Annotated in this window: 21 protein-coding genes and 1 pseudogene; 17 read left to right on the top strand and 5 right to left on the bottom strand. The window is 74.9% G+C overall.

Annotated elements, in window-relative coordinates:
• From QQK45_RS20430 to QQK45_RS20415, 4 genes are all read left to right on the top strand, one after another.
• The gene (locus QQK45_RS20430) at positions 1–360 is read left to right on the top strand and encodes a YraN family protein (RefSeq protein WP_284294764.1); all 360 of its coding nucleotides are present in this window, start codon (positions 1–3) and stop codon (positions 358–360) included.
• Positions 357–1,889, top strand: a complete 1,533-nt coding sequence (locus tag QQK45_RS20425; RefSeq protein WP_284294763.1) for a YifB family Mg chelatase-like AAA ATPase — start codon at positions 357–359, stop codon at positions 1,887–1,889. The genes QQK45_RS20430 and QQK45_RS20425 overlap by 4 nt, the downstream gene beginning before the upstream one ends.
• Positions 1,882–3,132 (top strand): DNA-processing protein DprA, encoded by a 1,251-nt coding sequence (gene dprA / locus QQK45_RS20420; RefSeq protein WP_284294762.1) that lies wholly within the window; start codon positions 1,882–1,884, stop codon positions 3,130–3,132. The genes QQK45_RS20425 and dprA overlap by 8 nt, the downstream gene beginning before the upstream one ends.
• Positions 3,133–3,236: 104 nt before the next feature.
• On the top strand, positions 3,237–4,202 hold the full coding sequence (locus QQK45_RS20415) for a tyrosine recombinase XerC (RefSeq protein ID WP_431310309.1): 966 nt from the start codon (positions 3,237–3,239) through the stop codon (positions 4,200–4,202).
• A gap of 9 nt (positions 4,203–4,211) precedes the next feature.
• Here QQK45_RS20415 and QQK45_RS20410 read toward each other — a convergent pair whose 3' ends face one another.
• Entirely contained in the window at positions 4,212–4,811 is a 600-nt protein-coding gene (locus tag QQK45_RS20410; protein ID WP_284294761.1) for a murein hydrolase activator EnvC family protein, read from the bottom strand.
• A gap of 398 nt (positions 4,812–5,209) precedes the next feature.
• Between QQK45_RS20410 and rpsB the strand changes: the two genes are divergently transcribed.
• The 9 genes and pseudogenes from rpsB (at position 5,210) to dxr (ending at position 13,482) form a co-directional block, all read left to right on the top strand.
• Complete coding sequence (gene rpsB / locus QQK45_RS20405; RefSeq protein WP_284294760.1) at positions 5,210–6,226, top strand: 30S ribosomal protein S2; 1,017 nt, start codon at positions 5,210–5,212, stop codon at positions 6,224–6,226.
• A 120-nt stretch (positions 6,227–6,346) separates the two neighbouring features.
• Entirely contained in the window at positions 6,347–7,186 is an 840-nt protein-coding gene (tsf, locus tag QQK45_RS20400; RefSeq protein WP_284294759.1) for a translation elongation factor Ts, read from the top strand.
• Between the two features lie 228 nt (positions 7,187–7,414).
• Positions 7,415–8,155 carry a UMP kinase gene (gene pyrH / locus QQK45_RS20395; protein WP_284294758.1) on the top strand — a complete coding sequence of 247 codons (741 nt, stop codon included), beginning with the start codon at positions 7,415–7,417 and terminating at the stop codon, positions 8,153–8,155.
• Positions 8,156–8,235: 80 nt separating this feature from the next.
• Positions 8,236–8,793, top strand: a complete 558-nt coding sequence (frr, locus tag QQK45_RS20390; RefSeq protein ID WP_284294757.1) for a ribosome recycling factor — start codon at positions 8,236–8,238, stop codon at positions 8,791–8,793.
• Positions 8,793–9,758: a phosphatidate cytidylyltransferase gene (locus QQK45_RS20385; protein ID WP_284294756.1), complete on the top strand. Its 966-nt coding sequence runs from the start codon at positions 8,793–8,795 to the stop codon at positions 9,756–9,758. Before frr ends, QQK45_RS20385 begins: the two co-directional genes overlap by 1 nt.
• A 35-nt stretch (positions 9,759–9,793) precedes the next feature.
• On the top strand, positions 9,794–10,939 hold the full coding sequence (rlmN, locus tag QQK45_RS20380; RefSeq protein WP_284295129.1) for a dual-specificity RNA methyltransferase RlmN: 1,146 nt from the start codon (positions 9,794–9,796) through the stop codon (positions 10,937–10,939).
• Position 10,940: 1 nt separating this feature from the next.
• A complete protein-coding gene (locus QQK45_RS20375) occupies positions 10,941–11,489 on the top strand; it encodes a DivIVA domain-containing protein (protein WP_284294755.1) in 549 nt (182 codons plus the stop codon).
• 10 nt (positions 11,490–11,499) lie between these two features.
• Entirely contained in the window at positions 11,500–12,222 is a 723-nt protein-coding gene (locus QQK45_RS20370; RefSeq protein WP_284294753.1) for a class I SAM-dependent methyltransferase, read from the top strand.
• A gap of 91 nt (positions 12,223–12,313) precedes the next feature.
• Positions 12,314–13,482 (top strand): annotated as a pseudogene (dxr, locus tag QQK45_RS20365) (1-deoxy-D-xylulose-5-phosphate reductoisomerase).
• An 83-nt stretch (positions 13,483–13,565) separates the two neighbouring features.
• Here the strand turns inward: dxr and QQK45_RS20360 are convergent.
• A complete protein-coding gene (locus QQK45_RS20360; RefSeq protein WP_348525310.1) occupies positions 13,566–14,384 on the bottom strand; it encodes a sigma-70 family RNA polymerase sigma factor in 819 nt (272 codons plus the stop codon).
• A gap of 4 nt (positions 14,385–14,388) precedes the next feature.
• Positions 14,389–15,585, bottom strand: coding sequence for an NAD(P)/FAD-dependent oxidoreductase (locus QQK45_RS20355; protein WP_284294752.1), 1,197 nt, complete (start codon positions 15,583–15,585; stop codon positions 14,389–14,391).
• Positions 15,586–15,737: 152 nt separating this feature from the next.
• On the opposite strand from QQK45_RS20355, the gene QQK45_RS20350 reads away from it, so the two are divergent.
• On the top strand, positions 15,738–17,015 hold the full coding sequence (locus QQK45_RS20350) for a M50 family metallopeptidase (RefSeq protein WP_284294751.1): 1,278 nt from the start codon (positions 15,738–15,740) through the stop codon (positions 17,013–17,015).
• Between the two features lie 15 nt (positions 17,016–17,030).
• Here QQK45_RS20350 and QQK45_RS23525 read toward each other — a convergent pair whose 3' ends face one another.
• Positions 17,031–17,852 carry a GTP-binding protein gene (locus QQK45_RS23525; protein WP_431310308.1) on the bottom strand — a complete coding sequence of 274 codons (822 nt, stop codon included), beginning with the start codon at positions 17,850–17,852 and terminating at the stop codon, positions 17,031–17,033.
• 243 nt (positions 17,853–18,095) lie between these two features.
• Here QQK45_RS23525 and ispG point away from each other — a divergent pair, with 243 nt between their 5' ends.
• Both ispG and QQK45_RS20330 read left to right on the top strand, forming a co-directional pair.
• Positions 18,096–19,256, top strand: coding sequence for a flavodoxin-dependent (E)-4-hydroxy-3-methylbut-2-enyl-diphosphate synthase (gene ispG / locus QQK45_RS20335; protein WP_284294750.1), 1,161 nt, complete (start codon positions 18,096–18,098; stop codon positions 19,254–19,256).
• Between the two features lie 94 nt (positions 19,257–19,350).
• Complete coding sequence (locus QQK45_RS20330) at positions 19,351–20,253, top strand: GNAT family N-acetyltransferase (protein ID WP_284294749.1); 903 nt, start codon at positions 19,351–19,353, stop codon at positions 20,251–20,253.
• Between the two features lie 69 nt (positions 20,254–20,322).
• Here the strand turns inward: QQK45_RS20330 and QQK45_RS20325 are convergent, their stop codons facing one another.
• Positions 20,323–20,970, bottom strand: coding sequence for a TetR/AcrR family transcriptional regulator C-terminal domain-containing protein (locus tag QQK45_RS20325; protein ID WP_284294748.1), 648 nt, complete (start codon positions 20,968–20,970; stop codon positions 20,323–20,325).
• A 99-nt stretch (positions 20,971–21,069) separates the two neighbouring features.
• Between QQK45_RS20325 and QQK45_RS20320 the strand changes: the two genes are divergently transcribed.
• The gene (locus QQK45_RS20320) at positions 21,070–22,047 is read left to right on the top strand and encodes a quinone oxidoreductase family protein (RefSeq protein ID WP_284294747.1); all 978 of its coding nucleotides are present in this window, start codon (positions 21,070–21,072) and stop codon (positions 22,045–22,047) included.
• The last annotated feature ends 13 nt before the right edge of the window (positions 22,048–22,060 follow it).

Here is a 22,060-nt window from a genome sequence, read left to right as displayed (position 1 = left end):
ATGCGGGCGAAGGACGCGGTCGGACGGTACGGCGAGAAGGTGGCGGCACGCCACGTGGAGGGGCGCGGCTGGCGGGTCGTGGACCGCAACTGGCGCGGACCGGGCGGCGAGCTCGACCTGGTGGCGTTCGACGGCGACGTGCTCGTGGTCGTCGAGGTCAAGACGCGTCGAGGCCTGGGGTTCGGGCATCCCGCCGAGGCCGTGACCCCCGTGAAGCTCGCGCGGCTGCGCCGGCTCACGGCGGGCTGGCTGACGGCGCACCCGGAGGTCCGGTACCGCTCCGTGCGGATCGACGTCGTCGCCGTCCAGCTCCCGCGCGCCGGGGCCGCGCGGATCGAGCACCTCGAGGACGTCGCGTGAGCCGGCTCGGGACGACGCGCGCGGTCGCGCTCGTCGGCCTCACCGGGCACGTCGTCGAGGTCCAGGCGCACCTCGCGGCGTCCGTGCCCGGGTTCACGCTCGTCGGCCTGCCCGACGCCGCCCTGAGCGAGTCGCGCGACCGGGTCCGTGCCGCGGTGACGTCGTCGGGCCTGGACTGGCCGAACAAGAAGATCACGGTCAACCTCTCGCCCGCTTCGCTGCCCAAGACGGGTTCGGGGTTCGACCTCGCGATCGCCGTGGCCATGCTCGCGGGCGCTCGGCTCATCGACCACGTCCGGCCCCAGCACGTCGTGCACCTCGGTGAGCTCGGCCTCGACGGGCGCGTCCACCGGGTGCGCGGGGTGCTGCCCGCGGTCGCCGCCGCGGTCGCCGCCGGGTACCGGCGCGTCGTGGTCCCGGCCCAGGACGCCGACGAGGCGCGGCTGGTCCCGGGGGCCGACGTGCTGGGCGTCCGGCACCTCGCCGAGCTCGCGGCGCACTACGGCGCCGAGCTCGACGAGCTCCCCGAGCCGCCCAACGACGGCCCGACCGCCCAGCGCCCGCGGGGACCGTCCGCTGGCGACCTCGCGGACGTGCTCGGCCAGACGGAGGCGCGGGCGGCGCTCGAGGTCGCCGCCGCGGGCGGACACCACCTGCTCATGGTCGGTCCGCCGGGCGCCGGGAAGACGATGCTCGCGTCCCGGCTGCCCGGGATCCTGCCCGACCTCGACGAGGCCGCGGCGGTCGAGGTGACGGCGATCCACTCGGTCGCCGGGACCTTCGACGCCGCGGACGGTCTGCTGCGACGGCCGCCGTTCGAGGACCCGCACCACACGGCGACGCCGGCGTCGGTCGTCGGTGGCGGGTCGGGGCTTCCCCGGCCCGGGGCAGCCTCGCGTGCGCATCGCGGCGTCCTCTTCCTGGACGAGGTGCCCCACTTCGGCTCGCGCGTCCTCGAGACGCTGCGCCAGCCGCTCGAGCACGGCGAGATCGTGATCCACCGGGCCGCGGGCACCGCGCGCTACCCGGCGCGGTTCCAGCTCGTGCTCGCGGCCAACCCGTGCCCGTGCGGCAAGGCCGTCGGCAAGGGCCTCGACTGCACGTGCACCCCGATCGAGCGGCGCCGGTACCTCGCGCGGCTGTCCGGCCCGCTGCTCGACCGCGTGGACGTCCAGGTCGAGCTGCCGCGCGTCAGCGCCGTCGACCGCGACGAGCGGGGAGAGCCGAGCGCGGCCGTCGCCGCCCGGGTCGCAGCGGCACGCGCCGCGTCCGCCGACCGGCTGCGGGGGACCCCGTGGACGCTCAACGGTGACGTGCCCGGGTCGTGGCTGCGTGAGCGGCTCGGCGCCGACCGTGGGCTCCTCGTCGACGTCGACCGGGCGCTCGAACGAGGCAGCATCAGCCTGCGCGGCGCCGATCGCGTGCTCCGGCTCGCCTGGACGCTCGCCGACCTCGCGGGCCGGGACGCCCCGGGCCGCACCGACGTCGGACGGGCCCTGGCCCTGCGGACGCGGGGGCACCGTGGCTGACGCGCGCGCCTCCGGCATCGTCGACACGGCCGACCCCCGAGCGGTCGCGGCCGCCTGGAGCCGGCTGGCCGAGCCCGCCGACCCGGCCGCGGGCCACGTCGTCCGGGCTCTCGGCCCCGCCACCGCGCTGACCTGGCTGCTCGACGCCGCGGCCGGCCCGGACGTCGCGGAGCGAGCCATCCGACGCCTGCACGGCGACCGCCCGGGCCTGCCCGACGAGCTCGCCCCCGCTCGGCTCCTGCGTGCCGTGTCCCGCTGGGCGCCGCGGACGCGCGGGCTCGACCCACGTCGCGAGCTGCGTTCCCTCGAGCTGCTCGGAGGCACGCTCCTCCTGCCCGACGACCCGCGGTGGCCGCGCGCGCTCGACGACCTCGGCGTCCTCGCGCCGCACTGCCTGTGGGCGCGCGGCGAGCCGGACCTCGCGGGAGCGTCCACGAGGTCCGTCGCGCTCGTCGGCGCCCGCGCGTGCACCGAGTACGGGCGGCACGTCGCCGCGGAGCTCGCGCACGGGCTCGCCGGCCGTGGCGTCGCGGTCGTGTCCGGCGGCGCCTACGGGATCGACGCGGCGGCGCACCGGGCTGCGCTCGCGGGTGGCGGGACGACGGTCGCCTACCTCGCGGGCGGGGTCGACCGGCTCTACCCGGCCGGCAACGCCGACCTGCTCCGGGGCGTGCTCGACGCCGGCGGCGCGGTCGTGAGCGAGGTGCCGCCCGGCTCGGTGCCCAGCCGCGTGCGGTTCCTGCTGCGCAACCGGCTCATCGCCGCCACGGCGCGGGCGACGGTCGTCGTCGAGGCGGCCTGGCGCTCCGGGGCGCTGTCGACGGCGGCGCGCGCGGCCGAGCTCCTGCGGCCGGTGGGCGCGGTACCCGGGCCCGTCACGTCGATGGCGTCGTCCGGGTGCCACCGGCTGCTGCGCGACGGCGCCGCCGTGTGCGTGACGGACGTCGACGAGGTCGCCGAGCTGGCGCTGCCGGCCGGCGACGGCCTCCCCGACGAGGGCTCCGGCGCGGGGGCCCGGGGAGGGACCGCGTCCGGCCGTGACGTCCCCGACGACCTCGACGGCGTCGGCCGGAGGCTCTTCGACGCCCTGCCCCTGCGGCGGGCGGCCGACGTCGCATCGATCGCGCGCACCGCCGGGCTCGCGCTCGACGAGACGCGCGGCGCGCTCGGCCTGCTCGAGCTCGCGGGGTTCGCCGTCCAGGAGGGCGGTGCGTGGCGGCGGGCCCCGAGCGGCAGGCGGTAGCGCACGGGGCGCGGGTCACGTCGGCCGGCTCGGTCGGTGGACGCGCTCGCTCGAGGTCCGCGCGGCGCCTTGCCCCGCGCCAGAGTCTTCGTGACGCTGGGGGCGTGACCGCACCGCACGCACGCGACGACCGGGCGCCCGACACCTCGGTGCCGGGCGCCCGGGAGCTCACGTTCGACGACACGATCGAGGCGTTCGTCCGACACCTCGACCTCGAGCGCGGCGCCAGCACGCACACCGCGCGCGCCTACGCGGGCGACGTCGCAGGCCTCGCCGCGTTCGCCGTCAGGCGCGGGGCCCGGGGGCCTCAGGACGTCGACCTGACGCTCCTGCGGGCCTGGCTCGCCGACCTCGCCGCGACCGGGCACGCCCGCTCGACGCTCGCGCGGCGCAGCGCCGCCGCGCGGGCGTTCTTCGCGTGGACGCACCGGACGGGCCGCACGACGACCGACCCCGCGTCACGCCTCGGCTCGCCGAAGGTCGACCGGCACCTGCCGCAGGTGCTGTCGGTCGACGCGGCACGCGCGCTCGTCGAGCACGCGCAGGCGCTCGCGGCCGACGGCGAGCCTGCCCGGCTGCGCGACTGGGTGACGGTCGAGCTCCTGTACGCGACGGGCCTGCGGGTCGGGGAGCTCGTCTCGGTGGACGTCGACGACCTCGAGCTGACCACGCGGACCGTGCGGGCCCTCGGCAAGGGACGTAAGGAGCGCGTCGTGCCGTTCGGCGTGCCGGCCGCGCGGGCCGTGGAGCGGTGGCTCGCGGCAGGCCGTCCGGCGCTCGCGACGGCGACGAGCGGTCCCGCGCTCCTGCTCGGCGACCGCGGGGGCCGCTGGGACCAGCGGCGCGCGCGCGAGGCCGTGCACCGTCTCGCGGAGGGCGCGGGCGTGCCGGACGTCGCCCCGCACGCCCTCCGGCACACCGCCGCGACCCACCTGCTCGAGGGCGGCTCCGACCTGCGCAGCGTCCAGGAGGTCCTCGGGCACGCGAGCCTCGCGACGACGCAGCGCTACACGCACGTGAGCGCCGAGCGGCTGCGGTCGTCGTACACCCAGGCGTTCCCGCGCGCGTGATCGGCAGACTCAGGACAGCGGTAGGAGCACGATCGGGTCCGTCGCGACGAGCGCCATCGGGTCGAGGTACGTCTCGCCGCGCCGCACGCCCCAGTGCAGGCAGGACGCGGGCAGGCAGTGACCGCCGCCCCCGGGCTGGTCGACGGTGGCGACGGCATCGCCCTGGGCCACCCGGTCGCCGACGCGCAGCACCGTGGTGACGGGTTCGAACGAGCTGCGGAGGCCGTCGTCGTGCAGGAGCGTGAGCACACCCCGGCCGGCGACCGTGCCTGCGAACGCGACCACGCCGGCCGCGGGTGCGCGGACCACGTCGCCCGCGGCCGCCGCGAGGTCCACGCCGCGGTGTCCCGAACCCCAGCGCACGGCCGGCGGGTCGAACGCCCGCACGACGGCGCCGGGGACGGGCACGCGATAGCGCGTGTCGGACACCGGGGCCGGGGCGGCGCCCGCGTCCGAGGCGAGGGCGGCCCCCGGTGCCTCGGCCCGCGCCGCTCCGCCGCCCGCCCCGCCCGTGACGAGGACGAGGAGGAGCGCGACGGCGGCGGCCGACCGACGGGCCGGCGAACGGGCGGCGCTCCGACTGGCCGGGAGCGAACGGAGGAGCGACATGGGCCCAGCCTGCCCGGCCGGCCCGAGGTCCCGGCGCGGACGGTACCGTCCCTGTGCACGGACGGTGGTCGCGCGAGCCCGGTGGACGGCGCCCGGACCGCGCCGTCCGGCGGCCGGGCGTCCACCCGCGATCCGGTAGACTTGTCGACGCATGCGCCTTGCGCATGACATCGCGCACCACCTCACGCTCCCCGCGCTCGTCGCGCCGGGGCTGCGGCGTGGGCGACGGTCTCCCGGATCCTGTCCTCGGACGGGGCCCGGTGGCGTCCCGCCGCGTGGTGCCAGGGACGACGGCCGACCGGCCGGCGTCGACAACCGGAACAGCGGTCCCGCCACGCGGGCCGCGCAACCACGTGCGCACGGCGAGGGACTCGCGGCGCACGACGAAAGGACGTGCCATGGCCGTCGTGACCATGCGCCAGCTCCTCGAGAGCGGTGTCCACTTCGGGCACCAGACCCGCCGTTGGAACCCGAAGATGAAGCGCCACATCCTCACGGAGCGCAACGGCATCTACATCGTCGACCTGCAGCAGTCGCTGTCCTACATCGACCGCGCGTTCGAGTTCGTCAAGGAGACGGTCGCCCACGGTGGCTCGATCCTCTTCGTCGGCACCAAGAAGCAGGCGCAGGAGCCCGTCGCCGAGCAGGCCGCGCGCGTCGGCATGCCGTACGTGAACCACCGCTGGCTGGGCGGCATGCTCACCAACTTCACCACGGTGCACAAGCGCCTCCAGCGCCTCAAGGAGCTCGAGGAGATCGACTTCGACGACGTCGCCGGCTCGGGCCTCACCAAGAAGGAGCTCCTGGTCCTGCGTCGCGAGAAGGACAAGCTCGCCCGCACGCTCGGCGGCATCCGTGACATGGCCAAGGTTCCCTCGGCCGTGTGGATCGTCGACACGAACAAGGAGCACCTCGCGGTCGACGAGGCGCGCAAGCTCGGGATCCCGGTCGTCGCGATCCTCGACACCAACTGCGACCCCGACGTCGTCGACTACCCGATCCCGGGCAACGACGACGCGATCCGCGCCGTGACGCTCCTGACCCGCGTGGTCGCGGACGCCGTCGCCGAGGGCCTGCTCCAGCGCCACTCGGGCCGCTCGAACGCGGAGGCCGGCCCCGACGCCGACGCCGAGCCGCTCGCCGAGTGGGAGCGCGAGCTCCTCGCCGGTGCCGAGAAGCAGCTCGCCACGGACGAGGCCGCCGCTGACGCCGAGGTCACGGCCGCCGTGACCGAGGCCGTCGCCGAGGAGGCTGCGGTCGAGGCCGCCGAGGCCGAGGTCGTCGCCGAGACCGCCGTGGAGGCTGCTGCCGAGGCTGAGGTCGTCGCGGAGGTCGCCGCTGAGGCTGCTGCCGAGGCCGACGCCGAGGCGATCGTGGCCGAGGACGCCGCTGAGGGCGACGCCGACGCGAAGTGACGCAGCGGGACGTGCCGCGCACCGGTGACCGGTGCGCGGCACGTCCCCGTCGCGCGGGCTCGCCCCGCCACCCGCACCGCCCGGCTCGTGCCGGGCACCCCACCAGCCGAAGGAATGACCATGGCGAACTACACCGCCGCTGACATCAAGGCGCTGCGTGAGCGCACCGGTGCCGGCATGCTCGACGTCAAGAAGGCGCTCGACGAGGCCGACGGCAACGCCGACAAGGCGATCGAGATCATCCGCAAGAAGGGCCTGGCGCGTGCCGCCAAGCGCGAGGGCAACGCGACCACCGAGGGCCTCGTGGCCGTCAAGGTCGAGGACACCGCTGACGGCCAGGTCGCCACGCTGATCGAGCTGGACGCCGAGACCGACTTCGTCGTCAAGAACGACAAGTTCGTCGCGCTGGCCGACGCCGTCCTCGAGGCCGCTGCCGCGGCCGGTGCCACCGACGCGGAGTCCGCGCTCGCCGCCCCGGCCGGCGAGGGCACCGTCGCCGACACGATCGCCGCCCAGGGCGCGACCCTCGGCGAGAAGATCGTCCTGAACCGCGTGGCGCGGGTCGAGGCCCCCAAGGTCACGACGTACCTGCACCGCACCGCGAAGGACCTCCCGCCGTCGATCGGCGTGGTCGTCGCGACCGACGACGCGGCCGAGCCGGTCGCCAAGGACGTCGCGCAGCACATCGCCGCGCTGGCTCCGCGGTACCTGTCCCGCGAGGACGTCCCGGCGGACGTCGTCGACAAGGAGCGCGAGATCGCGCGCGAGGTCTCGATCGCCGAGGGCAAGCCCGAGGCCGCGCTGCCGAAGATCGTCGAGGGCCGCCTGAACGGCTTCTTCAAGGACGCCGTGCTCGTGGACCAGCCGCTCGCGAAGGACACGAAGACGACGGTCGCCAAGCACGTCGCCGCCACCGGTGGCAACCTGCTCGGCTTCGTCCGGTTCCGCGTCGGCAGCTGAGGCTCGACGACACACGATCCGTACGTGCACCCCGGGGCCCGGGTCGCCGCTGTCGCAGCGGCCCGGGCCCCGGTGCGCACCGGCGGACGCGCGACGCCCAGGCGTCGCGGCACGGCGCGGCCCAGTGCCGCGAGCGCGGCGTTCCGGCGCCGCTAGGGTGGGACGGGTGCTCGTCCGGGGACGGGCGCAGACGACGAGAGAACGGGTGAGCTCGTGACGGACGGTGTCGTGACGGACGGTGCGGTGGCCGAGGCGGCCCCCGCCAAGAGGCGCGTCCTCCTCAAGCTCTCGGGCGAGGTGTTCGGGGGCGGCGAGGTCGGCCTGGCGGTCGACGTCGTCCAGGAGACGGCGGCCCAGGTCGCGGCGGCGGTGGCTCGCGGCGTCCAGGTCGCGATCGTCGTCGGCGGCGGGAACTTCTTCCGGGGCGCCGAGCTGTCGCAGTCGGGCCTCGACCGGGCACGCGCCGACTACATGGGCATGCTGGGCACCGTGATGAACTGCCTCGCGCTCCAGGACTTCCTCGAGCAGCAGGGCGTCAAGACGCGCGTCCAGACGGCGATCGCGATGGGGCAGGTCGCCGAGCCCTACATCCCGTTGCGGGCGATCCGGCACCTGGAGAAGGGCCGCGTCGTGATCTTCGGCGCGGGCGCCGGCATGCCGTACTTCTCGACGGACACGGTCGCCGTGCAGCGGGCGCTCGAGACCCACTGCGACGAGGTCCTCATGGGCAAGAACGGCGTGGACGGCGTCTACACCGCGGACCCGCGGACGGACCCGACGGCCGAGAAGCTCGACCACATCACGTACACGGACGCGCTCGTGCAGGAGCTCGGTGTCATGGACACGACCGCGCTGAGCATGTGCCGCGACAACGACGTCGAGATGCGCGTCTTCGGGATGAGCGAGCCCGGCAACGTGACGCGCGCGCTCGTGGGCGAGAAGATCGGCACGCTGCTCACGACGAGCTGACCGGCCCGACGGCTTCCCCCGGCGTCGGAGACGGCCGGACGACGGACCACAACCGCGACAGACCGAACCAAGGAGCACCGGTGATCGACGACACCCTCCTCGAGGCCGAGGACAAGATGGACAAGGCGATCGAGGTCGCCAAGGAGGACTTCGCGGGGATCCGCACGGGCCGGGCGAGCGCGGGCATGTTCGCGAAGATCTCGGTCGACTACTACGGCGCGCCGACACCGCTGCAGCAGCTCGCGTCGTTCAACACCCCGGAGGCGCGCACGATCCTCGTGTCTCCGTTCGACAAGACGGCGACGCCCGCGATCGAGAAGGCGATCCGCGACTCGGACCTGGGCGTGAACCCGGCGACCGACGGCAACGTGATCCGCGTGGTCCTGCCCGCGCTCACGGAGGAGCGCCGCCGCGACTACGTGAAGCTCGCGAAGGCGAAGGCCGAGGACGCCCGCGTCTCGGTCCGCAACGTGCGCCGCCGCGCCAAGGAGGAGCTGGACCGCATCGTCCGCGACGGCGAGGCCGGCGAGGACGAGGTCGCCCGGGCGGAGAAGGAGCTCGAGTCGCTCACCAAGAAGCACGTCGACGCGATCGACGCGCTGCTGGCGGGCAAGGAGAACGAGCTGCTCGAGGTCTGATGGCGGCCGCGAAGCGTAGGAAGTCCGACCGGCCGACGCCGTCGTACCGGCGGGCCGCCGCGGCGGCGGACGCGCCGGCCGCCGGCGACCCGTTCACGGGGACCGAGCCGGCGGCCGCGGACCCGGTCCCTGCGGCGACCCCGGACGCGCCCGTGGCCAAGAAGGCGGGCCGGAACCTGCCGGCCGCGATCGCGGTCGGCGTGCTGCTGCTCGCGGTGGTCGCGGCGTCGCTCGTGTTCCGGCCCGAGTTCTTCGTGGCGTTCGCCGTCCTCGCGGTGGGCGGCGCCGTCTGGGAGCTCGCGCAGGCGTTCAAACGCAAGAACATCCGGCTCCCGCTGCTGCCGCTCCTCGTGGGCACGGCTGGGATCCTGGTCTCGTCGTACTACTCGGGCTCCGAGGCCCTCATGGTCTCGTTCCTGCTCACGGTCGGCGGCGTGGTCGTGTGGTGCGCGCTCGACGAGTCCGGGGCGGCCGGGGTGCGCGACGCCGCCGCCGGCGTGTTCGCGACGGCCTGGCTCCCGTTCATGGCCGGGTTCGTCATGCTCCTGCTGGCCGAGCCGCGAGGCGAGCTCCGGGTCGCCCTGTTCGTCCTCCTGGCCGTGGCGAGCGACACGGGCGGCTACGTGGCGGGCGTCCTGTTCGGCCGCCACCCGCTCGCGCCGACGGTCAGCCCGAAGAAGAGCATCGAGGGCCTGATGGGGTCGTTCGTGCTCGCGATCGCGGTCGGCCTGGTGGGCGCTCACCTGCTCGACGCCGACCCGTGGGTGGGCGTCGCGCTCGGCGTGCTCGCCCCGCTGACGGCGACGCTCGGGGACCTCGCCGAGTCGCTCCTCAAGCGCGACCTAGACTTGAAGGACATGGGACGCCTGCTGCCGGGCCACGGCGGCATCCTCGACCGGCTCGACTCGCTGCTCATCACGGCCCCGCTCGTGTACGTGCTCCTCGCGACCGCCGTGCCGGGCTGACCGCGGCCACCACCCCCACACGCCGACCGACCCCGATCGTCTGGACCCGACATGCCGACCGTCACCCCGCCCGCGGGCCGCACCCCGCTGCAGCTCGCCGCCCCCGCCGGGGCAAGCCGCCGCGCCACTTCGCGGACCTCACGCCCGCCGAGCGCGCGCAGGCGGTCGTGGACCTGGGGGAGAAGCCGTTCCGGGCCAAGCAGCTCGCGACGCACTACTTCACGCACCTGACGTCGGACCCGCAGGCCATGACCGACCTGCCGGCAGCGACGCGCGACGTGCTCGCCGAGACGCTCTTCCCGCCGCTGCTCGAGAAGGCCCGTGTCCTCGAGGCCGACGGCGGCACGACCGTGAAGACGCTGTGGCACCTGTTCGACGGGGCCAAGGTCGAGTCGGTGCTCATGCGCTACCCGCACCGCAGCACGTTGTGCGTGTCGAGCCAGGCGGGCTGCGGCATGGCGTGCCCGTTCTGCGCCACGGGCCAGCTCGGCCTGACCCGCAACCTGTCGACGGCGGAGATCGTCGAGCAGGTGCGCTCGGCGGCGCGCTCGCTCGCCGACGGCGAGATCCCGGGCGGCCCGGCGCGCCTCAACAACCTCGTGTTCATGGGCATGGGGGAGCCGCTCGCCAACTACAAGGCCGTGATGGGGACAGTGCGCACGCTCGTCGCCAAGGAGCCCGAGGGGCTCGGCATGTCGGCCCGCAACGTGACGGTGTCGACCGTCGGGCTGGTCCCCGCGATGCGCAAGCTCGCGGACGAGGGCATCCCGGTCACGCTCGCGCTGTCGCTCCACGCGCCCGACGACGAGCTGCGCTCCGAGCTCGTGCCGATCAACACCCGCTGGTCGGTCGACGAGGCGCTCGACGCGGCCCGCCACTACTTCGAGGTGACCGGCCGACGCGTGAGCATCGAGTACGCGCTCATCCGGGACATGAACGACCACGCGTGGCGCGCCGACCTGCTCGGCGACAAGCTCAACGCGCGTGGACGCGGCTGGGTCCACGTCAACCCGATCCCGCTCAACCCGACGCCCGGTTCCATCTGGACCGCGAGCGACCCCGCGGTCGAGGCGGAGTTCGTGGCACGATTGCGCGAGCACGGGATCCCGACGACGATCCGGGACACCCGTGGCAGTGACATCGACGGCGCGTGCGGTCAGCTCGCCGCGGAAGAGGAGTGACGTGTCCAGGTTCAGCACCGTGGGGAAGCTCACCACCGGCTACGACCCCGACGAGGTCGACGACTTCTTCGACTACGCGAGGGCGGTCTACGAGGGCCGGGAGGCCGGGCCGTTCTCGAGCGCGGACATCCAGGCCGTCTCGTTCGAGCTGATCCGGGGCGGGTACGACACCCACGAGGTCGACGCGGCGCTCGACCGGCTCGAGGCGGCGTTCTCCGTCCGGGACCGTGGCGCCTTCGTCGCGCAGCACGGGCCGCAGGCCTGGATGGACCGGATCGCCGAGGACGCGCGCACGCTGTACCCGCGGCTGAACCGTCCGGCGTGCGAGAAGTTCGCGCCGGCCGGTCGGGGCGAGGCCGGCTACGACATGGACGACGTCGACGCGCTGCTCGACCGGCTCGTGGACTACTTCGACCGGCAGGTCCCGATCACGGCGTCGGAGATCCGCGCGGCGACGTTCCGGCGGCGCCGCGGGGCCGACGCGTACGCGGAGGGCCCGGTCGACGCCTATCTGTCGCGGGCCGTCGAGGTGCTGCTCGGCGTCGAGTGACCGCGCACCGGTGAACCACCGCACGACGACGGCGCCGTGGGTGCGTGCGGTCGCGCGCGGCCTGGACGGGGTCAACGCCCGGCACCCGTGGAACCACAACGACCACTTCCACGGCTGGGTGCTGCGGCGCCTGCCGCGACGGCGTCGGGCGGCGCTCGACGTCGGGTGCGGGCACGGCGGGCTGCTCGCGCTCCTGGCCGGCCGGTTCGACCGGGCAGACGGGATCGACGCGGACCCGGCGACCGCCGCCTGGGCGGAGGCCCGGTTCGCCGAGGACGGGCGGGTCCGCGTCCGCGAGCTGACCTTCGCCGACGTGCGGGTCCCCGACGGGCTCGACGGCTACGACGCGGTCACGATGGTCGCGGTGCTGCACCATCTCGACCTCGTCCCCGCGCTCGAGCACGTGCGCGAGCTGCTCGCCCCGGGCGGCCGGCTGCTCGTGGTCGGGCTGGCGCGCCTCGGTTCGCGGCGTGACGTGGCCGTCGATCTCGTCTCGGCGGTCGCCAACCCCCTCGTGGGGATGATCAAGCACCCGCGTGCCGTCCGCACCACGCCCGACGACGTCCCGCCAGGCGACCGTCCGGCCGCCGGCTCGGTCCCGACGATGGTCGTGCGCGACGCCACTGCGACGTTCGACGAGGTCGCGCGGGTCGCCCGCTCCGTGCTGCCGGGCGCACGCCTGCGCCGTCGGCTGTTCTTCCGGTACACGCTCGAGTGGACCGCTCCGCGCTGAGCCCGCCCGCCGAGGGTGACGCTGCGTTCGCCGACGGTGACGTTGACCGTCACCGTCGGCGGGTGCGCCGGAGCCTGGGAGGATGTCGGGTATGGCCGTCAGCACCCGTGCACGCACCGTGACCCTCCTCGGCTCGACCGGGTCGATCGGCACCCAGGCCGTCGACGTGATCGGGCGCAACCCCGAGCGGTTCGTGGTCGAGGCGATCAGCGCGGGCGGCGCCGACCCGGCGCTCGTGATCGACCAGGCGCGGGCGCTCGGCGTCCGCGCCGTCGCGGTCGCGGACCCGGAGGCCGCGCGCGTCGTCCGCGCCGCGCTGGGGTCGGTCGAGGTGCTCGACGGCCCGGGCGCCGCGGCCGAGGTCGCGGGGCGGGGGAGCGACGTCGTCCTCAACGGGATCACCGGCGCGGTCGGGCTGCGCCCCACGCTGGCCGCGCTCGGCGTCGGCTCGACCCTCGCGCTCGCGAACAAGGAGTCCCTCGTCATCGGCGGGCGGCTCGTGACGGGTGCCGTCAGACGGCCGGACCAGGTCGTGCCCGTCGACTCGGAGCACTCCGCGATCGCGCAGTCGCTGCGCTCGGGCGCGCCGGGGAGGTACGCCGCCTCGTCCTCACCGCGTCGGGCGGGCCGTTCCTGCGGCGCTCGCGCGACGAGATGAAGCGGGCGACGCCTGCGGAGGCGCTCAGACACCCGAACTTCGCGATGGGTCGCGTCGTCACGACGAACTCCGCGACGCTCGTCAACAAGGGCCTCGAGGTGATCGAGGCGCACCTGCTCTTCGACGTCCCGTTCGACCGCATCGAGGTCGTCGTGCACCCGCAGCAGATGATCCACTCGATGGTCGAGTTCCACGACGGCTCGACGATCGCCCAGGCCGGGCCGCCGCGCATGCTCGTGCCGATCGCCCTGGGGCTGTCGTGGCCCGACCGGCTCGCCGACGTCGACGTGCCGGTCGACTGGACGCAGGCGGCGACGTGGGAGTTCGCGCCCCTCGACGAGCAACGGTTCCCCGCCGTCGCGCTCGCCCGGCGGGTGGGCACCGAGGGCGGCGTCGCGCCCGCCGTCTACAACGCTGCCAACGAGGTGTGCGTCGACGCGTTCCACGACGGCGCGATCGGGTTCCTCGACATCGTCGACACGATCGCACGGGTGGTCGACGCTCACGTGGGCGCGGACCTCGACGCGTCGAGCGTCGAGGGCGTGCTGCACGCCGACGCGTGGGCTCGTGACGAGGCGCGCGCGGTCCTCGCGCGGCGCTGACGCGCCCCCTCACTGCCGGACGAGCGCGACCTCCGTCCCGACGCGCGTCAGCTTCTCGGGGTTGCGGACGTAGTACATGCTCGTCACCCGCGCGTCCTCGACCCGGAAGGCCAGGACGCCGTCGAGCTCGCCGCCGAGGCTGACCGCCAGAGCGGGGCTGCCGTTGACCTGGGTGGTGACGGCGGTGAACGCACTGTTCCTGCGGAGCTGCCCGATCGCGAAGCGGGCCACCTTGTCGGCGCCGACGATCGGGCGAGGTGCCGCCTGCTTGAGCCCCCGCCGTCCGCCATGAGGACGATGTCGGGCGCGAGCAGGTCGAGCAGGCCCTGCAGGTCGCCGCCCTCGATCGCGCGCCGCAGCGCGTCCACGACGGCGCGCGTCTCGCCCGGCGCGACGGGGACCCGGGGTCGGCGGGCGTCCACGTGGCCGCGAGCGCGGTGCGCGATCTGCCGCACCGCGGCCGGGCTCTTGTCGACGGCGGCAGCGATCTCGTCGTAGCCGACGTCGAAGACCTCCCGCAGCACGAAGACGACCCGCTCGGTAGGCGCCAGGGTCTCGAGCACGAGCATGAGCGCGATCGACACGCTCTCGGCGAGCTCGGCGTCGTCGGCCACGTCGGGCGCCGTGAGCAGCGGCTCGGGCAGCCACGAGCCGACGTACGCCTCCCGGCGGCGCCGGACGGTGCGCAGGCGGTTGAGCGACTGCCGGGTCGTGATCCGGACGAGATAGGCGCGCGGGTCGCGCACCGCCGCCAGGTCGACGTCCACCCACCGCAGCCAGGTCTCCTGCAGGACGTCCTCGGCGTCGGCCGCGGACCCGAGCATCTCGTACGCCACCGTGAACAGCAGGTTGCGGTGGGCGAGGAACGACGCGGTCGCCGGGTCGGTCGTGGGGTGTCCCATGCCTCTAGCGTGCCTGTCCGGACGCGGCCGCGACGTCGTCTCGGCGCGCACGCAGCCGCTCGGTCCGCGTGCGGTCGCCCGCCCAGCGGTGCGAACCGGGCCGGCGGGCCTCGTCGCGCAGCTGCTTGACGATCGACGCGCAGATGTACTCCTTGAGCCGCCCACCGGCCGGGCCCCCGACGTACCACGCCGTCGCGGCGTCGTCCCGGTGGGACACCTGGAAGACGCCGGCTCGTCGGCCGAGGCTGAGGCACTGGCCGAAGAACCCGAGCGCGACGGGCTCCGGCTCGGTGCCCGCGACCCGGTGGAGCACGGTGTCGGCCGCGTGGCAGCCCAACGGGCCTGCGGCCTGGCAGGACATCCGGAACGGCACGCCGGAGGGGGCGGCCGCGTCGCCGGCCGCGACGATCCGCGGGTCGTCGACACTCGTCAGGGTCTCGTCCGTGAGCACGCGGCCCGCGTCGTCGGTGCTGAGACCGCTGCGCCGGGCCAGGTCCGGGACGCTGAACCCCACGGTCCGGACGGTCACGTCGCTCGCCAGCTCGCGCCCGTCGGCGAGGAGCACCGCGTCGCGCGTCACGGCCGTCGCGGTCGCCCCGGGTCCCGCGAGCACTTCTACCCCGAGCCGTGCCAGGCGCCTGGCGACCGCGCGTCGTCCGCGGGCGTGCAGGTAGGGGCCGAGGACGCTGCCGCAGACGAGGGTCACGGCCCGGCCCGCCTCGGCCAGCTCGGCGGCGGTCTCGATCCCGCTCGGGCCCGCCCCGATCACGGTGACGCGCGCCGAGCCCGCGAAGCCGTCCAGGGCCGCCCGGAGCCGCTCCGCCTGCTCCAGGCCGGCGATCGGGTAGGCGCGCTCCGCCGCCCCGGGCAGGTCCGGCTCGGCGCTCCCGCTGCCGACCGCGTAGACGAGATAGTCGTAGGCGAGGGCGCCGCCCGACGCGAGCTCCACCCGGCGTCCAGTCACGTCGATCCGGGCCGCGGAGTCGACGGCGAGCCGGACGTCCTCGGCGAGGACGTCGCGGTACTCGACCACGGCGTCGTCGGTGCCGGCGACGAGCTGGTGCAGCCGGATGCGCTCGACGAACGTCCCGCGCGGGTTGACGAGGGTCACGGCGAGGTCGTCGCGCTGGGTCAGCCGGTCGGCGGCCATGACGCCGGCGTAGCCGCCGCCGAGGACGACGACCTGGGTCTTGTCGGTCACGATGTCTCCTTCTGCTCGCAGGGTCGGCCACAAGACACCGCGTGCCCGACACTTGTGACACCGGCCGTCCGTCCCCAGGACGGCTTCAGCGCTCACCCAGGTGCACCATGCATGCTGGGCGTCCCGTCCGACCCCCTGGAGGCTCGAAGCGCATGGCCGTCGTGATCGCGGTGCTCGTCGTGGTGGTGGGCATCATCGTGTCCATCGCGCTGCACGAGCTGGGCCACATGGTCCCGGCCAAGCTGTTCGGGGTGCGCGTGAGCCAGTACATGATCGGCTTCGGGCCGACCCTGTGGTCGCGGACCCGCGGCGAGACCGAGTACGGGTTCAAGGCGATCCCCGCGGGCGGCTACGTGCGGCTCGTCGGGATGTACGCGCCGGCCCCGGAGGGTCACCGCCCGCGCAAGGGCTGGTTCGGGGAGATGACCTCCGCGGCCCGCGAGGCGTCGGCCGAGGAGATCCTGCCGGGTCAGGAGTTCCGGGCGTTCTACCGGCTGTCCGCGCCCAAGAAGGTCGTGGTCATGCTCGGCGGCCCCGTCATGAACCTCGTCATCGCGTTCGTCCTGACCCTGATCGCCCTCACGGCCATCGGGGTGCAGACGCCCACGACGACGGTGGGTACCGTCCCCGCGTGCGTGCCGACCGCGTCCGACGGCGTGTGTCGGGCGGGCGACCCGGCGGCACCGTCGTCTGCTGCGGGGCTCCAGGCCGGGGACACGGTCGTCAGCTACGGCGGGACCGCCGTCAGCAGCTGGGACGAGCTGGCCGACGCCATCGCGCACGGTGGTACGGACGCGACGACGCTCGTCGTCGACCGCGACGGGCACGACGTCACGCTCGACGTGACGCCCGCCGAGCGGCAGACGCAGTCGACGGCCGACGACGGGACCGTGACGACGACGACCGTGCCCTACGTGGGGATCGAGCCGACGTTCTCGCGCGACCACCAGTCGCCCGCGACGGCCGCGAGCCAGACCTGGGACATCACCACGCAGACCGTCGGGCTGGTCGCCCAGCTCCCCGTCAAGGTCGTCGACGTCGCCCGCGCCACGTTCGGTGACGAGCCGCGCGACGCCGACTCCGTGATGAGCGTCGTGGGCGTCGGCAGGGTCGCGGTCGATGTCGCGGGCGCGGACCAGGCGTCGGTGGTCGCCCGGGTGCAGGCGATGCTCCTGCTGCTCGCGAGCCTCAACGTCGCGCTGTTCGTGTTCAACCTCATCCCGCTCGTCCCGCTCGACGGCGGCCACGTCGTCGGCGCGCTGTACGAGGGCGCGAAGCGCACGGTCGCCCGCGTGCGGCGGCTGCCGCGGCCGGGCCCCGCGGACACCGCCCGCATGATGCCCGTGGCGTACGCCATGTTCGGGCTGCTCACGGTCATGGGCGTGCTGCTCATCTACGCGGACATCGTCGACCCGGTCCGCCTGACCTGAGCCGCCCGGTCCGGTTCACCAGAGCCGCCGCAGCCGCACCGCGCGCGCCCAGAGGTCCGGCTCGCCGCGCCGGCGACGAGGCGGCGCGGCGCGGACCCGCGCGAACCCGGCGGGCTCCGTGACGAGGACCCCTTCGCCCCGCGTCAGACCGGGGAGCGCCCGCTCGAGGTCGGGCACGGCCGACGCCGCGACGCGTCCGCACACCACGGCCGCGGCGCCGGGCCGCGGACGCACGTCCGGGCCGCTCTCGAGCGTCGCCCCCGCGCGGGCGAGGGCGGAGACCACGGCCGGGACGCCGTCGTCGGGCGTCTCGGCCTCGAACCGGACGACGGGCTCGCAGACGCGGGTCCCGGCGGCGCGGAGCGCGTCCGCGAGGACGACGGTCGCCAGGTCGCGGAACGCGCCCGCCGTGGCGCCCGTGCCGTACCGGACGTGGGTGAGCGTCACGCGGGCGTCCGTGACGGGCCAGCCGTAGCGGCCCTGACGCAGGAGGAGGTCACGCACGAGCGCGCCTCGGCCCTCGAGGAGCCCTTCGACGAGCGGGAGGGACGGCTCGTCGTCGAGCACCGTCACGGCGCGCGCGACCTCGGCGACGAAGTCCGCGTGCCCCGGCGTGTCGACGAGGTTCACGGTGAGGTCGCCGATGCGCAGCGTCGCGACGGCCGAGCGGATCGTGATCCCGCGACGACGCTCGAGCTCGAGCGTGTCGGTCTGGGTGTCGCCGGCGTCGACACTGCCGGCGTGGTCGATCGCGCCCGCGCGCAGCAGCAGGCGCTCAGTCAGGGTGGTCTTGCCGGCGTCGACGTGCGCGAGCACGCCGATCGTGACGGTCCTCATGGGGACGGGGGCTCCTCGGGCAGGCGACAGGGACGCGGGGGCGGTCGTCGTCTGCCGCATCGCGGGCCTCCAGCCGCGGGATCGAGGGGTCGTGGACGACGCTATGCGGGGGTCGGACGGCGTGGCACGGGCTTTCCGACCGACCGCCTCACCCGGCCGTCTCCACGAGATCCGACGACGATGTGCGTCGAGCGTCCGCCCCGCCCTGCCCGACGGACGGCCCGAGCGAGGGATACTGGACCCGTGAGCGTCCCGATCAACCTCGGCATGCCCGAGGCTCCCGTACCCGTCCTCGCCCCCCGCCGCAAGACACGCAAGATCCGTGTCGGCAAGGTGGAGGTCGGCGGCGACGCCCCGATCAGCGTCCAGTCCATGACGACGACGCTGACCTCGGACATCAACGCCACCCTCCAGCAGATCGCCGAGCTGACGGCGGCCGGCTGCGACATCGTGCGCGTCGCCGTGCCCAGCGCCGACGACGCCGCCGCGCTGCCCGCGATCGCCACCAAGTCGCAGATCCCCGTCATCGCGGACATCCACTTCCAGCCGAAGTACGTGTTCGCCGCGATCGAGGCCGGTTGCGCGGCCGTCCGCGTCAACCCGGGCAACATCCGCAAGTTCGACGACCAGGTCAAGGAGATCGCCCAGGCCGCGAAGGACCACGGCACGTCGCTCCGGATCGGCGTCAACGCCGGCTCGCTCGACCCGCGCCTGCTCGCCAAGTACGGCCGGGCGACCCCCGAGGCGCTCGTCGAGTCCGCGGTCTGGGAGGCGTCGCTGTTCGAGGAGCACGACTTCCACGACTTCAAGATCTCCGTCAAGCACAACGACCCCGTCGTCATGGTGCGCGCCTACGAGCTCCTGTCCGAGCGCGGCGACTGGCCCCTGCACCTCGGCGTCACCGAGGCCGGGCCGGCGTTCCAGGGCACCATCAAGTCGGCCACGGCGTTCGGCGCGCTGCTCAGCAAGGGCATCGGCGACACGATCCGCGTGTCCCTGTCCGCGCCGCCCGTCGAGGAGGTCAAGGTCGGCATCCAGATCCTCCAGTCCCTCAACCTGCGGCCCCGCAAGCTCGAGATCGTCTCGTGCCCGTCGTGCGGCCGCGCCCAGGTCGACGTCTACTCGCTCGCCGAGCGCGTCACCGCCGGCCTCGAGGGCATGGAGGTGCCGCTGCGCGTCGCCGTCATGGGCTGCGTCGTCAACGGCCCCGGCGAGGCCCGCGAGGCCGACCTCGGCGTCGCGTCCGGCAACGGCAAGGGCCAGATCTTCGTCAAGGGCGAGGTCATCAAGACCGTCCCCGAGGCGATGATCGTCGAGACCCTGATCGAGGAGGCCATGCGCATCGCCGACTCCATGCCGGCCGAGGAGCGCACGCCCTCGGGCCCCGTCGTCACCGTGAGCTGACCGCACCCGCTCGGCACGCCGACGCGCGGGCGCGCCCCGCGCGTCGGCCGCACGCCTGAGCGCGCCCGCCAGCCGCATGGGGGAGAATCGGCGCATGGTCCGCCTCTTCGCCCGCGACGACGCGCACGGACTTCGCGCCGCCCCCGCGCGCGTCCTGGGGAGGCACGAGGTCGCGGCGGCGCTCGCGGTGTGCGCCGTCGACCCCGTGACCGCGGCCCTCGCCGCAGCCCGCGTCGCCGACTGGCCCGAGGCCGACGCACGCGGCGGCGGGAGCGTCTGGGCGTACCCCACCGCGGGCGCGCCGACCGCGATCTGCTGGTCCGGCGCCAACCTGTTCCCCGTGGTCCCCGACACCGGCCCCGAGCGCGAGGCAGCCCTCGACGCCTTCGCCGCCGCCGCGCGGCTCGAGGGCCGCCGCAGCTCCTCGATCGTCGGCGACGCCCCCGTGGCCCTCGGCCTCTGGGAGCGGCTCGCGCCCACCTGGCCCCGGCCCCGGGAGATCCGGGCCAACCAGCCCTCCATGGCCATAGCCCGCGACCCCGACGTCGCCCCCGACCCCGCCGTCCGGCGCGGCCTGAACGAGGAGCTCGGCGCCATCCTCCCCGCCTGCGTGCGGATGTTCGTCGAAGAGGTCGGCTACTCGCCCGTCGTCGGCGGCAGCTCCGCCTACGAACGACGCGTCCGGCAGCTCATCGCGACCGGCCGGTCGTTCGTCCGGATGGAACGCGGCGCCGACGGGAGGCCGTTCGTCGCCTTCAAGGCCGAGCTCGGCGCCGTCACCGACCACGTCGCGCAGATCCAGGGCGTCTGGGTGGACCCCGGGCGCCGCGGGCACCGGCTGTCCGAGGCCGGCGTCGCGGCCGTGGTCGTCGCCACGCGGAGAGAGGTCGCGCCGATCGTGTCGCTGTACGTCAACGACTACAACGCGCCGGCGCTCGCCGCGTACCGGAGGGTCGGGTTCGAACAGGTCGGCACGCTCGCGACCGTGCTGTTCTGATCCTCGGTCCGGTTCGCGCGGCCGGTCGGGTTCGCGAAGCACCCCGCCGGGGGCCCACTTCGCGGGCGGTCAGGCGCGGGACGCCCAGCCCTCGAACGACGCCACGAGGCGGCGGACCGCGCGGTCGAAGCGTGCCGCCGGGTCCGGGAACGACAGCCGGCCCGCGGCCGTGACCAGCGGGAAGCGCTCGTGGTCGAGGCGGCGCTCGCGCTCCGTCAGGTCGTAGCGGGCGTCGCCCGACGCGCGGACCTGGCGGACCGACTGCTCCTCGACGGTCGCGCCGACCGTGAACGCGTACAGGACGGTCGAGACCTCGATCGCGGTGTCGAGGTCCAGGCCGTGGCCCACGAGGCTCGCGAGGAGGGGCTCCTGCGCCTCGAGGACGGTGACGTCCGTGAGGTACGTGCCCGCGAACAGGCGCGCACCGTCGCGGTGGGACAGCAGGGTGGCCCGGAGCGTGCGGGCGAAGGCGACGAGAAGCTCGTCCGGCCGGTCGGCGGGGCAGCGCGCGGGGAGGGCTGCGAGCGTCTCGCGCCAGAGCGCGGTCCCCATCTCGTCGACGAGGTCCGCCTTGCTCCGCACGTGCCAGTAGAGCGCCGCCGCCTTGACGTCGAGCCGTGCGGCGAGCGCCCGCATCGTGAGGTCGTCGAGGCCGACCTCGTCGAGCAGCGCGAGCGCCGCGCGCACCACCTGGTCGCGCGTCAGTCCCTTGCTCACACTCTCCTCCTCGGATCCCGGACGCCACGACCCCTTGCGTCCTTAACGATGTTAAGCCATGCTGGAGCGGTTGGTATTGAACAACGTTAAGGAGGAGTCATGCTCGCCGCCGTCGTCACCGGACCGGGCGCCGCCCCGGTCGCCGAGTCCTTCCCCGAGCCGCCCGTCGCCGAGGGGCGCGAGACCGTCACCCTGGTCGCCGCCGGGCTGCACCCGATCGTGCGTCAGCTCGCCTCGGGCGAGCACTACGGCAGCACCGACGGCTGGCCGTCCGTGCCCGGCGTCGACGCCGTCGCCCGGACCGCCGACGGTTCGCTCGTGTACACGGTCTTCACCGCCCACCCGTACGGCACGTTGGCTGAGCGGCTCGCCGTCCCGATGACCTTCCCGCTGCCCGACGGCACCGACCCGCTGCAGGCGGCCGCAGCGCTCAACCCGGGCATGGCGTCCTGGCTGCCGCTGCGTGAGGCCGCGCGGCGCGGACCGCTCGGCACCGTGCTCGTCGTCGGCGCCACCGGCGTCGCGGGCTCGCTCGCGGTCCAGAACGCGCTCGCGCTCGGGGCCGAGCACGTGGTCGCCGTCGGCCGCGACGCCGCGGCGCTCGACCACGTCGTCGCCGGCGGGCGCGGGGCCGTCACGGCCGTCCCGCTGTCGTCCTTGCACGACGACGACGTCCGCGCCCTCACGGGCGCCCTCGCCGAGCACCGCCCGGACCTCGTCCTCGACTTCGTGTGGGGCGCGCCCGCCGAGGCCGTCCTCGACGCGCTCACACGCTCGGGCCTCGACGAGGACGACCACCGGACCGAGTACGTCGAGATCGGGCAGACGGCCGGTCCGCGCGCGTCGGTGCCCGCCGCCCTGCTCCGTTCGAGCGCCCTCACCCTTCGGGGCTCCGGTGCGGGCTCCGGCTCGGTGCAGGACATCCTCGCCGAGATCCCCGTCTACCTGCAGCGGCTCGCGGACGGCGTCGTCCGCGTCGACGTCGAGGCCTACCCGCTGGACCGGGTCGCCGAGGCGTGGGGCGCGACCCCGCGCGGGCGGCGCGTCGTCGTCACGGGCCCCGCGTACGACGGTTGACGCTGACGCGGGC

This window comes from Luteimicrobium album (assembly GCF_030161555.1).
Classification (GTDB): domain Bacteria; phylum Actinomycetota; class Actinomycetes; order Actinomycetales; family Cellulomonadaceae; genus Luteimicrobium; species Luteimicrobium album.
The sequence above is the reverse complement of the archived record's forward strand: the minus strand, read 5'-3'. Positions and strand labels throughout refer to the sequence as shown.